10 protein-coding genes are annotated in these 12,531 nt (G+C 61.9%); 6 read left to right on the top strand and 4 right to left on the bottom strand.

The window, feature by feature from the left end:
• Positions 1-1,051: 1,051 nt before the first annotated feature.
• Positions 1,052-1,918, bottom strand: a complete 867-nt coding sequence (locus IFT99_RS01235) for an aldo/keto reductase family oxidoreductase (RefSeq protein ID WP_192130144.1) — start codon at positions 1,916-1,918, stop codon at positions 1,052-1,054.
• Between the two features lie 100 nt (positions 1,919-2,018).
• Between IFT99_RS01235 and IFT99_RS01230 the strand changes: the two genes are divergently transcribed.
• A complete protein-coding gene (locus IFT99_RS01230; protein ID WP_192130143.1) occupies positions 2,019-2,918 on the top strand; it encodes a LysR family transcriptional regulator in 900 nt (299 codons plus the stop codon).
• Positions 2,919-3,094: 176 nt separating this feature from the next.
• Here IFT99_RS01230 and IFT99_RS01225 read toward each other — a convergent pair whose 3' ends face one another.
• On the bottom strand, positions 3,095-3,367 hold the full coding sequence (locus tag IFT99_RS01225; protein ID WP_065988622.1) for a DUF2790 domain-containing protein: 273 nt from the start codon (positions 3,365-3,367) through the stop codon (positions 3,095-3,097).
• A 513-nt stretch (positions 3,368-3,880) separates the two neighbouring features.
• Between IFT99_RS01225 and IFT99_RS01220 the strand changes: the two genes are divergently transcribed.
• Genes IFT99_RS01220 through IFT99_RS01210 form a run of 3 tightly spaced genes read left to right on the top strand, consistent with a single transcriptional unit; the run spans position 3,881 to position 7,765 of the window.
• On the top strand, positions 3,881-4,333 hold the full coding sequence (locus IFT99_RS01220) for a (2Fe-2S)-binding protein (protein WP_065988623.1): 453 nt from the start codon (positions 3,881-3,883) through the stop codon (positions 4,331-4,333).
• 11 nt (positions 4,334-4,344) lie between these two features.
• The gene (locus IFT99_RS01215) at positions 4,345-6,537 is read left to right on the top strand and encodes a xanthine dehydrogenase family protein molybdopterin-binding subunit (protein WP_192130142.1); all 2,193 of its coding nucleotides are present in this window, start codon (positions 4,345-4,347) and stop codon (positions 6,535-6,537) included.
• A 10-nt stretch (positions 6,538-6,547) separates the two neighbouring features.
• Positions 6,548-7,765 (top strand): cytochrome c, encoded by a 1,218-nt coding sequence (locus IFT99_RS01210; RefSeq protein ID WP_192130141.1) that lies wholly within the window; start codon positions 6,548-6,550, stop codon positions 7,763-7,765.
• 61 nt (positions 7,766-7,826) lie between these two features.
• Here the strand turns inward: IFT99_RS01210 and IFT99_RS01205 are convergent, their stop codons facing one another.
• Positions 7,827-8,222 (bottom strand): ester cyclase, encoded by a 396-nt coding sequence (locus tag IFT99_RS01205; RefSeq protein ID WP_192130140.1) that lies wholly within the window; start codon positions 8,220-8,222, stop codon positions 7,827-7,829.
• A 244-nt stretch (positions 8,223-8,466) separates the two neighbouring features.
• Here IFT99_RS01205 and IFT99_RS01200 point away from each other — a divergent pair, with 244 nt between their 5' ends.
• Positions 8,467-8,892, top strand: a complete 426-nt coding sequence (locus IFT99_RS01200; RefSeq protein WP_192130139.1) for an NUDIX hydrolase — start codon at positions 8,467-8,469, stop codon at positions 8,890-8,892.
• Between the two features lie 224 nt (positions 8,893-9,116).
• Positions 9,117-11,540: a glucose/quinate/shikimate family membrane-bound PQQ-dependent dehydrogenase gene (locus IFT99_RS01195; RefSeq protein WP_192130138.1), complete on the top strand. Its 2,424-nt coding sequence runs from the start codon at positions 9,117-9,119 to the stop codon at positions 11,538-11,540.
• Positions 11,541-11,774: 234 nt separating this feature from the next.
• Here IFT99_RS01195 and IFT99_RS01190 read toward each other — a convergent pair whose 3' ends face one another.
• Positions 11,775-12,464, bottom strand: a complete 690-nt coding sequence (locus IFT99_RS01190; protein ID WP_192130137.1) for an ATPase — start codon at positions 12,462-12,464, stop codon at positions 11,775-11,777.
• Positions 12,465-12,531: the final 67 nt, after the last annotated feature.

Here is a 12,531-nt window from a genome sequence, read left to right as displayed (position 1 = left end):
AGGACACCGCATCCAGCCAGAGGCACCGCGTATGCTCGATGTAGGACCGGCTTCAGCCGGGAAGGCGTTGGTCGTCACGCTGCAAATCTGAGGGCGTTCACACCGCAAAATCGAGGGTGTTCACACCGGCCTCTTCCCGGCTAAAGCCGGTCCCACGAGGACACCGCATTCATCCAGATGCACCGCGTATGCTGGATGTAGGACCGGCTTCAGCCGGGAAGGCGTCGGTCGTCACGCTGCAAATCTGAGGGCGTTCACACCGGCCTCTTCCCGGCTAAAGCCAGTCCCACGAGGACACCGCATCCAGCCAGATACACCGCGGATGCTCGATGTAGGACCGGCTTCAGCCGGGAAGGCGTCGGTCGTCACGCTGCAAATCTGATTGTGCTCACACCGGCCTCTTCCCGGCTAAAGCCAGTCCCACGAGGACACCGCATTCATCAAGATGCACCGCGGATGCTGGGCGTAGGACCGGCTTCAGCCGGGAAAGCGTCAGTCGTCACGCTGCAAATCCGAGGGTGTTCACACCGGCCTCTTCCCGACTAAAGCCAGTCCTACGAAGACACCGCATTCATCCAGATGCACCGCGTATGCTGGATATAGGACCGGCTTCAGCCGGGAAGGCGTCAGTCGTCACGCTGCAAATCCGAGGGTGTTCACACCGGCCTCTTCCCGGCTAAAGCCGGTCCCACGATGACACCGCATCCATCCAGATTCACCGCGGATGCTTGATATAGGACCGGCTTCAGCCGGGAAGGCGTCGGTCGTCACGCTGCAAATCTGAGGGTGTTCACACCGGCCTCTTCCCGGCTAAAGCCGGTCCTACGAGGACACCGCATCCAGCCAGAGGCACCGCGTATGCTGGGTGTAGAACCGGCCTCTTCCCGGCTAAAGCCGGTCCCACGAAGACACCGCATTCATCCAGATGCACCGCGGATGCTGGATGCAGGACCGGCCTCAGCCGGGAATGCGTCGGTCGTCACACCGCAAAATCGAGGGTGTTCACACCGGCCTCTTCCCGGCCAAAGCCGGTCCTACTGACAATAATGAATCAGGCGCCCTGGCCGTCGAGTTCAGCGAGCATGTCTGGCGGAATGACCAGCTCGGTGGCGCTTAGATTTTCGTGAAGATGCGCCACCGACGAGGTGCCCGGAATCAGCAGCAGGTTGGGCGCACGCTGCAGCAGCCACGCCAGGGCCACGCACATCGGCGAGGTGTCGAGGCGTGTGGCGACGTCCGACAGCGTCTGCGACTGCAAGGGTGTGAACCCGCCCAGCGGGAAGAACGGCACGTAGGCGATGCCCTGCTTGCCGAGTTCGGCGATCAACTGCTCGTCATCCCGGTGGGCCAGGTTGTAGTGGTTTTGCACGCAGACCACCTCGGCAATGCTCTGCGCTTCAGTGACCTGCTTGGCGCTGACGTTGCTCAGGCCCAAGTGCTGAATCAGCCCCTGACGCTGCAACTCGGCCAACGCGCTGAACTGCTCGGCAATCGACTGCTGGTCCGGGGAATGCCCGGTGCCCCACGCCCTGAAGTTCACCACGTGCAGCGCTTCGACGTCGAGATTGCGCAGATTGTCGTGCACCGCGCTCACCAACTCCGACGGGCTATTGGCAGCGTTCCATGACGCGTCAGTGCCTCGCGACGCGCCGACCTTGGTGACGATCAGCAACTCGTCGCTATAAGGATGCAGGGCTTCGCGGATCAGGCGGTTAGTGACGTGAGGGCCATAGAAGTCTGCAGTGTCGATATGGTTGACCCCGGCCGCCAGCGCTTCACGTAACACGGCGATTGCAGCCGCGTGGTCTTTCGGCGGTCCGTAAACGCCCGGCCCGGCCAGTTGCATGGCACCGTAGCCCATGCGGTTGACGGTGCGACCGCCGAATGAAAACTGTCCTGCCTTGCTGGCCTGGCTCATGGGTAACGCCTCGTGATCAAGAATGTAGGACGACTATAGGCGTTGACCGATGCGCTGATAATCAGGTGCAATCGGCACGGGTTGTACGAGTGAGCGGACAATGGCAACAGACATTCAGGATTTGCTGGCCTTCGTGGCCGTGGTCAACGCGGGCGGTTTTCGGGAAGGCGCACGGTTGAGTGGCAAGTCGGCATCCAGCCTCAGCGACGCGGTTCGACGCATGGAATCGAGGCTGGGCGTGCGCTTGCTCAACCGCACCACGCGCAGCGTCGTGCCGACGGAAGCCGGCGCGCGGCTGATGGAACGGATTGTACCGGCGCTCGGGGAAGTCGAATCGGCGCTGGACGTGGTCAACGATTTTCGCGACCGCCCTTCCGGCACGCTCAGGCTTAACGTACCGGTCAGCGCCGCCCGCCTGATACTCCCGGCAATCATCACCCCGTTCCTGCAAGCGCACCCGGACATCCGCATGGAAGTGATCACCGAGGAAAGCTTCGTCGACATGCTCGCCGCCGGCTGCGACGCGGGCATCCGCTACGACGACCGCCTGGAACAAGACATGATCGCCGTGCCCATCGGCCCGCGCGTTCAGCGTTTCGCGACGGCGGCCTCGCCGGCGTACCTCGACGCCCGGGGCCGGCCCGAGCATCCGCGTGATCTGTTGAACCACAGTTGCCTGCGCGGCAAATTCCCCAGCGGTTCTGTTCCACTGTGGGAATACGAGCGTGACGGGGAAGAAGTTTGTGTCGACCCGACCGGCCCACTCACCGTGCGAATTGGCGGCGCAGTGGACCTCTCCGTGCAAACCGCCATCGACGGCCTGGGCATCGTTTCGTTGTTCGAAGACTGGTTGCGCCCCCATCTCGACAGCGGCGCACTGGAACCGGTACTCGAACCCTGGTGGCCGCGTTTCAGCGGGCCGTTTCTGTATTACCCCGGCCGGCGCTATGTGCCATCACCACTGAGAGCATTTCTGGACTTCATCCAGCGACGTGCGTAACCCTCATCGGCGCCAACACGTAATGAGCCTTTAAATAAATAAGCGGCTGGAACACGTTCATGGCGAACGATACAACGGAACGTTCCAGCTCAATAATCACGCAAAAAAAAAACGCTGCATTCAATGCAGCGTTTCTTTTATAGCGTTTGTAATTGAAGCCGCCAGGGCACTGGCGATTAACCATTTTGACGACCGTAGCCCATGATGGTGTAGTCAAGGCTGTGGGTCACGCCGGCGTGGTCAACATACACCATGGTGGATTGCACGGGACCATCAACTTTCTGTGGGTCCTGAGCGTTTTTGATGCTGATCACTTTAGCGACGTCGATGCCTTTGTGACGGTTGTATTGTTCAACCTGGGTCGAGGGCTGCTGGTGGGTGGCCGGGCGTTCGCCGGCAGCGGCGAACACACTGACAAGGGACAGGGCGGCGAAGGTTAATACTTTCATGGTCATTCTCCAGAAGTGCATTCAGTCGTAATTAAGCAAAGCGCTTGTCGTTTGCTTCTGGGGCCATTCTGTTCGTGATCCGCGCCGATGATAAATACTTAAAATTGATAAAGCCCATCACCGCCATCGATGCGCATAGTTATTAGATCAATTCCCGTAATAGTCCTTTGCCTATTCCGTGACCCACAACTTTATGCGCCACTGATGAACGCTTCGCCAATACCCTTTAGAGTGCGGCAGATACAGGCGATGCACTTTCCCGGAGCGCGTCATGTTGTCGCGGGTCATTTAACGGCGCCTGAGAAATATTTTCCGCGCAATCAAACATTTCCAATGATGAACGTACTACCATTCATCCCCCTGACTCGTCTGACACCAAGATGTCCGGGCAGACCTCTATAAAGCGCTGGCCACTGGCACGGCGCTATTTTCAAACAAACCGAAGCCTTGATGCCGCCTCACGACCCTGCTCGTGACGCAGTGCGTCAACCGTGATGACCTTCTGAGGTTGCAATGCAGAAATTGATGATTAACGGCCAGGAGCACGACCTGGATGTCGCCGACGACATGCCATTGTTGTGGGTCCTGCGCGACGTGATGGGCCTGACCGGCACCAAGTACGGCTGCGGCATCGCCCAGTGCGGCGTGTGCACCGTGCACCTGGACGGCCAGGCCGTGCGCTCGTGCGTGCTGCCGGTCAGCGCCGTGGCGGGCCGCAAGGTCACGACCATCGAAGCCGTCGGCGAGCAGGCTGTGGGTCAGGCGGTACAGAAAGCCTGGCTGGACCATGAAGTCGTGCAATGCGGCTACTGCCAGCCGGGGCAGATCATGTCGGCCGTCGCGCTGTTGCAGGAACACCCCAAAGCCAACGACGAGCAGATCGTCAACGCCATGTCGGGCAACCTTTGCCGCTGCGCCACCTACACCCGCATTCGCGCCGCCATCAAAAGCGTCAGCCAGGCCTGAAGGAAGTCATCATGTCCGAATCACAATCATCTGCCGCGATGCTCTCGCGTCGTGGATTGCTCAAAGGCAGTGCGCTGCTGGGCGGGCTGGTCATTGGCACTTACCTGCCGGCGACCGTCACTCGCAGCTTCGCCGCCGACCTGGTCAAGGGCGCGAGCCTGGGCGACAACGCCGAGCAAGGCTATGGCGCTTTCGTGCGCATTGATCACAGCGGCGCCGTCACGCTGATTTCGCCGAAGATCGAAATGGGCCAGGGCGTGCAGACCGGCATCGCGATGATGGTCGCCGAAGAGCTCGAAGTGCCGTTGAGCCAGATCACCATCACCGAGGCGCCGCCCAATGCAGCGCTGTACACCGACGCGCTGCTGAGCTTCCAGGCCACCGGCGGTTCGACCTCCACCCGCTACAGTTGGGAGCCCCTGCGCAAGGCCGGCGCCAGCGCGCGCATCGTGCTGATCCAGGCCGCGGCGATGCGTTGGAAAGTCGCGCCGAGCCAGTGCCATGCCGAGAACGGTCGGGTCATCGGCCCGAACGGTCAAAGTGCCGGTTACGGCGAGCTGGTGGACGCCGCGGCGAAGTTACCGCTGCCAACCGACATCCCGCTCAAAGCCGTCAGCGAATTCAAACTGCTGGGCAAACCGGTCCAGCGACTGGATACGCCGAACAAGGTCAACGGCACGGCGAAATTCACCATCGACCTCCAAGTGCCGGGGATGCTGATTGCCTCCACCCTCACCTGCCCGGTTCACGGCGGCAAACTGCGCGGCGTGAAGAATGAAGACGCTGCGCGCAAGATCCCTGGCGTGCGCGATATCGTGCGGCTGGACAACGCGGTGGCGGTAACGGCGAGCAATTTCTGGTCCTGCCAGCAAGCGCTCAAGGCGCTGGACATCGACTGGGACCTCGGCCCCCACGCCGGTCTGGATTCCGCCCAGCTGGACAAATCGCTGTTCGACGCCAGCGCTGGCGATGGTGTGTTCGCGCACCAGTCCGGTGACATCGACGGCGCGCTGAAAAACGCTTCCAGCCGCTTCGAAGCGATCTACGAGCAACCCTTCCTGTCCCACTCGCCGCTGGAGCCGATGACCTGCGTCGCCCATGTGCGCGCCGACGCGTGCGAGTTGTGGGTCGGCTGCCAGGCGCCGGGGATGGCCCAGGCAGGCGCCGCCAAAGTCTGCGGCATGCCGGTGGAAAAGGTGGTGATCCACAACCAGTTGATCGGCGGTGGTTTCGGCCGTCGTCTGGAGTCTGACTTCATCTTCCAGGCCGTGGACATCGCGCGCCAGCTCAGCTACCCGATCAAGCTGATCTGGAGCCGCGAAGAGGACATGACCCACGACCGTTATCGTCCGCACTACGTCGACCGCCTCAATGCGGCGCTGGACAAAGACCTGCGTCCGGTGGGCTGGGAGCATCGCATCGCCGGTGCTTCGGTGGTCGCTGCCTACATCGGCGCATTGCCGGCTGACGGCGTCGATGGCGATGCCGTCGAAGTGGCGAAGGACCCGATCTACACCCTGCCCAACCTGCAGGTGCGCTACATCCGTCACGACCCCGAGGTGATTCCGGTTTCGTGGTGGCGTGGCGTCGGACCGTTGCGCAGCACCTACGCCATCGAGTGCTTCATCGACGAGTTGGCCCACAACGCCAAGGTCGATCCGGTGAAATACCGCCTGGCGCTGATGCAGTCGCAACCCCGCGCTCAAGCGGTGCTGACCAAGGCCGCGCAACTGGTGGAGTGGGACAAGCCACTGCCTGCCGGTTCGGGCCGTGGCGTGGCAGTGACGGCGGTGTTCGGCAGCTTCGTCGCCACCATCGTCGAGCTGGAGAAGGAAGGCGAAAAAGGCCTGCGCATCAAACGGCTGGTGACGGTCATCGACTGCGGCTTTGCCACCAACCCGACCTCCGTGGCGTCGCAGATGGAAGGCGGCACGCTGTTCGGTCTGTCGGCCGCGCTGTTCAACGAAATCCTTGTCGAGAAGGGTCAAGTGCAGCAGACCAACTTCCACGAGTACCGGCAGATCCGCATGAGCGACGCGCCGCCGGTGGAGGTGCACATCGTCGACAGCGTCGAGACCCCTGGCGGTGTCGGTGAAACCGGCGCAGTGCCCGCTGCGGCCGCGCTGGTTAACGCCGTGTACGCCGCTACCGGTGTGCGTGAGCGTCGTTTGCCGTTGAGCCGTTCTGGCTATTTCACTGTTTAAGGAGCGCGTCATGAACGTTTTCAACACTGCGCTCGGACTTGTGGCCGGTTTGCTGGCCAGCACCGTTTACGCGAGCGACACCCCGGCGATGAGCAAGGGCGAATACCTGACCCGCGCCGCTGATTGCGTGGCCTGCCACGTCGTGCCGGGCGGCAAGCCGTACGCCGGCGGGCTGGAATTCAAGTTGCCGTTTGGCAGCCTGTATTCGCCCAACATCACCCCGGACAAAGAGACCGGTATCGGCAACTGGACCGACGACGAGTTCGTCGACGCCCTGCAGAAAGGCGTGGGCAAGGACGGCAAGCATTACTACCCGGCCTTCCCTTACACCTCGTACACGCTGATGTCCCGGGAAGACATCCTGGCGATCAAGGGCTACCTGTTCAGCCTTGAGCCGGTCAAGCAGATGCCGCCAGAGAACAAGATTTCGTTCCCGTTCAATCAGCGTTGGGGAATGATGTTCTGGAACGCGATGTTCGCCGGCAACGAACGCTTCGTCCCGGACAGCAAGCAATCGCCTGAATGGAATCGCGGCGCGTATCTGGTGCAGGGCCCCGGCCACTGCGGCGAATGCCACACGCCACGCAACATCTTCCAGGCGATGAGCTCCGGCAATTCCCTGGCGGGTGCCGAGCTGGGCAACTGGATGGCCTACAACATCAGCTCCGACGCCAAATACGGCATCGGCGCCTGGCCGGAAGAAGCGATCGTCAGCTACCTGTCGAAGGGCTACGCGGCCGGTTTCGGCGGCGCGGGCGGGCCGATGGGTGACGCGGTAGAGCACAGCCTGCGCTACCTCGATCCGGCGGACCTGAAAGCCATCGCGGTGTACCTCAAGAGCACGCCGGCACGAAGCGAAGGCATCCCCCGCCCAAGCATGGTGATGAACGATGCCGCACTGCAAAAGGGTCTTGGTCAGAAGCTGTTCAACGACACCTGCGTGGCCTGCCACCAGATCGACGGCAGTGGCCGGCAGTCCCCGGCAGGCGGGTTGGCGGGCTTGAAAACCGTCAACGACCCCAAAGGCCGGAACGTGATGGCGACGTTGCTGGAAGGTCACACGCCAACGGCGGCACGGGTCGATCAGCGCATGCCTGATTTCGCCCGCAGTTACAGCGACGCTGAACTGGCCGCCGTGAGCACCTTCGTGCTGCGTCGGTTCGGTCAGAGCGACGGTGAGATCAAAGCCGAAGACGTCGCTAAAAATCGCGCCAGCGCGTTGCATTGATGGAGCGGCAGCGCGGCTGGCTCTCCTGTGAGTCAGCCGTGCTGCCGGACCATTCGGCGGTTCAGGTCTTCAGCACCTGCGCCGCCATCGCCGCCTTGTCGATCACCGACTCGACATTGACGATACACCCCGCCGCAAATGTGTAGAACACGTTCTCCGTAAACTGCACCCTCCTCCCATTCACCGGCACATCGAACAGCTCGCCCACCGGCGTGCAATCGAACGTCAGCCTTGCGGCGATGTGCGGTGGCTCTGCGATCAGCAGATCGATGACAAAACGCAGGTCAGGGATGGCGCGAAAATCCAGTTCCAGCATCTGCCGGTAGCCGGCCAGGCCTACGCGCTCGCCGTTGTAACGCACCTCATCGCCGACGAAATCGCCCAAGGCAGCCCAATCCTGGCGATTGAGGCAGTCGATATAGCCGGTGTAAGCGTCCTTCAGTGTCTGGTTGTTCATCCTTTCTCCCGGTGTGGGTGGTTCGCATGAATGTTAGTACCCATGGATGCACGCGATGCTTAGTAGGACCGGCTTCAGCCGGGAAGAGGCCAGCGTGAACACCATCAATTTTGCAGTGCAACCACTGACGCTTTCCCGGCTGAAGCCGGTTTCACTCGATGACTGCAGTGTGTGGTTGCCGTTGGCTGCATGTTTCAGGCCGACACTGCTAGTGTTATCCGCACTGACTTCACAAGGCGCAATCATGTCCGTACATCCTCCTTTCTCCGGCGCAAAAGTCGCGATCCTGTGCAATGGCACGCTGCTCACCTATCAACGCGATGACAAACCCGAGATCCCCTGGCCGAACCTGTGGGACCTGCCCGGCGGCGGGCGTGAGGGCCAGGAGACGCCGGAAGAATGCGCCGTACGGGAGACGATGGAGGAATTCGGCATCGTCCTCGACCCCGCTACCTTTACTCACAAGCAGGTCTACCCGGGTCAGGGCGTCGACGGGCTCGACACCTGGTTTTTCGTCGCTGAAGTGGCCGAGGGTTTATTCGATCAGGTGGTGTTCGGCGATGAAGGCCAGCGCTGGCAAGTGATGACGGTCGACGCGTTTCTCTCGATGGACAACGCTGTGGACCGCCTGCAACAGCGTCTGCGAGCGTTCATGGATCAGCAGCGCTGACAGGTTCAGCGCCTGAAGGCGCTCCGCGCGAGCCCCTCTGACAGAGACAAATTGACGCAGGCAATGCGTTTTTTTGCTATCGTCGCCGGAATTAACTAACCGGTTAATTACACGACGGATATGCCGTAAGCGATACGCCTGGCAGCCATCACGCTGTGAACCCTTGCCCTCAAATCACTTGATCGGTCGTCCCCGGCCCTTCTTCGCGTCAGCAGGAATGCCTCATGAATCACTCACCTTCTTCGGCAGCCGCCAGCCGCTGGCCCATTCGGGTCGTTGCGCTGGGCGTGCTGGTTTTCGGATTACTCTTCGCAGCGGGCGGCGGCTACCTCGTCACGCTGGGCGGCAGTGCGTATTTCCTGCTGGCCGGCCTGGGCCTGATTGTCTCGGCCGTCCTGCTGTTCCGACGTCGCCTGTCAGGCGCGTGGCTGTTTGCAGCGGTGATGCTGCTGACGCTGATCTGGGCGCTGGTGGACGCCGGGCTGGTGTTCTGGCCGCTGGTTTCCCGGCTGTTTGCCCTCGGCGTGTTGAGCCTGCTGGTCGCGCTGATCTACCCTTCCCTGCGCAAGGCCAATGGCCACGCAGCCGGTCGCGGCGGTTACGTCGTTGGCGGCGTGCTGGCGCTGGCGATCGTCGCTGGATCCTGGGGCATGTTTCAGCCCCATGCGTCGGTGTCGCCTACGGGGACTGGCCCGGGGCTGACCAAAGTCGATCCTGCCCACGCGCAGAAAGACTGGGCGCACTACGGCAACGATGAAGGCGGCAGCCGCTTCGCCGCGCTGGACCAGATCAACCGCGACAACGTCAGCAAGCTGGTGCCGGCCTGGACCTACCACACCGGCGACGTCGCCCTCAGCGACGGCAATGGTGCCGAAGACCAGATGACCCCGTTGCAGGTCGGCGACAAGGTGTTTATCTGCACGCCGCACAACAACGTCATCGCGCTGGACGCCGACACCGGCAAGCAGCTGTGGAAGAACGACATCAACGCCAAGTCCGCCGTGTGGCAACGCTGCCGCGGGCTGGCTTATTTCGATACCAGCGCCGCTATTGCGCCACCCACCGATGGCAGCAGGCCTGCGGCGGCGGTCGCTGTGCCGGCTGGCGCCAACTGCCAGCGTCGTCTGCTCACCAACACCATCGACGCGCGCCTGATTGCCGTGGACGCCGACACCGGCGAGTTCTGCCAGGGCTTCGGCAACAATGGCCAGGTCGACCTCAAAGCCGGTCTGGGCAACGTGCCCGATTCCTACTATCAACTGTCATCGGCGCCGCTGATGGCAGGGACCACCGTGGTGGTTGGCGGTCGCGTGGCCGACAACGTGCAGGCCGATATGCCGGGCGGCGTGATCCGTGGCTTTGACGTAGTCACCGGGCAGATGCGCTGGGCGTTCGATCCGGGCAATCCCGAAGACAAACAGGCGCCTGCCGCCGACAAAACCTATGTGCGCAGCACGCCGAACAGCTGGGCACCGATGTCCTACGACCCGGCCATGAACACGCTGTTCCTGCCGATGGGCAGTTCGTCCACCGACATTTATGGCGTGAAACGCACCGAGCTTGACCACACCTATGGCGCCTCGGTGCTGGCACTGGACGCCACCACCGGCGTGCAGAAGTGGGTGTATCAGACGGTCCATAACGACCTGTGGGATTTCGACCTGCCGATGCAGCCGAGCCTGATCGACTTCGCCAAGCCTGACGGCAGCAAGGTGCCGGCGCTGGTCATTGGCACCAAGGCCGGGCAGATTTTCGTCCTCGATCGCCACACCGGCCAGCCGCTGACCGAGGTCAAGGAAGTCCCGGTCAAGGCGTCGAATATCCCCAACGAACCGTATTCGCCGACCCAGCCAAAATCCGTGGGCATGCCGCAGATCGGTGCGCAGACGCTGACCGAATCGGACATGTGGGGCGCCACACCGTTCGACCAGTTGCTGTGCCGGATCTCGTTCAAGAAGATGCGCTACGACGGCCTGTTCACCGCGCCGGGCACTGACATTTCGCTGAGTTTCCCGGGATCACTGGGCGGGATGAACTGGGGCAGCCTGTCGACCGATCCGGTTCACGGCTTCATCTTCGTCAATGACATGCGCCTGGGCCTGTGGATTCAGATGGTGCCGCAGCTGAAGGACGCCATCGCGGCGTCGGGCGGTGAGGCGTTGAATACCGGCATGGGCGCCGTCCCGCTGAAGGGCACGCCGTACGCCGTTAACAAGAACCGCTTCCTGTCGGTGGCGGGCATCCCGTGCCAGGCGCCGCCGTTCGGCACGTTGACCGCCATCGACATGAAGACTCAAAAGATCGCCTGGCAAGTGCCGGTCGGCACCGTTCAGGACACCGGCCCGATGGGCATCAAAATGCACCTGCCTTTGCCGATCGGCATGCCGACGCTGGGGGGCACGCTGTCGACCCAGGGCGGTCTGGTGTTCATCGCCGGCACCCAGGACTACTACCTGCGCGCGTTCAACAGCGCCAACGGCGAAGAAGCCTGGAAAGCCCGCTTGCCCGTGGGCAGCCAGGGCGGCCCGATGACGTATGAGTCGCCTAAGACCGGCAAGCAGTACATCGTCATCACCGCCGGCGGCGCCCGTCAGTCGAAGGATCGCGGTGATTACGTGATTGCCTACGCACTGCCTGACAGCAAGTAACCGCCCTCACAAAAAAAACCGCTGACGCCTTCAGGAGGGGCGCAGCGGTTTTTTGTTGCGTCAGGGGAAAGGCTCAGGCCGGATTCACCCAGTGGGACCGCGTGCAGTCTGTAGGACCGGCTTTAGCCGGGAAAGCGTCGGACTGCACATTGCGAAATTGAGGGTGATCAAACCGGCCTCTTCCCGGCTAAAGCCGGTCCCACTATCAAACCGCGTTAGGCTGGTAGGCAGCGATCAATTACTCGCCACTTCCGCCGTCTTCCCGGTGGTCACCAGCGCTTTGAGGGACACATCAAACTGCTTCAGGGCATTGACCTGCAGGTCGCGCTGCTGGTTGATCTGCGCGGCGATTTCCGGGGCGGCCTTGCCGTGGACCCACACCGAGCTCAGCTCCTGGGCGCCCAAGCCTTCAGCTTTGCCGATGTATTGCAGGTTCGAATCGTAGAACGTTGCAATGAAGCGCGCTTCGACCTGAGAGTTACGCTGGGATACCAGACGGCTGTAGGTGTCGAGCATCACCACCACGTCAGGCCGCGCCTGCATCAGCGCGTCAAGGTTGTCGTACACGGTCACTGAAGCAAACTGCTTCTGCAACGAACCTTTCAGCCAGTCCATCGCCAGCTTTGGATCGGAGCTGTTGACGAACGCCTCGCGAATGCGCGAATCCAGCCCGCCATTCTTGACGCCCTTCAGCGCCACCGCGTGATAACGCTCAAGGTATTCGAGGGTGCCAACGGTGTTTTCGCTGTAGAGCACACCCACGCGTTGGGAAGACTGCAACGCCACACGGCTTTCAACCACCGGCAGCAAATGGCACGCCTCGGCATCCGCCGCCAACTCATTGCCTGACGCAACAGCAGAACCGGTAGCGACGAATCCGCTGGACAGCACGGCGACGAGGGTCAGCAGGGTTGAGATTTTCATCGCGTGGTGTCCTTTTAGAGCCAGTTCGGTATGGGGCCATCCTCCTCCCTTCCGGGAAAAAGAGAAC

The sequence above is a fragment of the Pseudomonas sp. CFBP 8772 genome, assembly GCF_014841665.1.
GTDB lineage: Bacteria > Pseudomonadota > Gammaproteobacteria > Pseudomonadales > Pseudomonadaceae > Aquipseudomonas > Aquipseudomonas graminis_B.
Note: the sequence above shows the minus strand (reverse complement) of the source record. Positions and strands in the feature narration are given on the sequence as shown.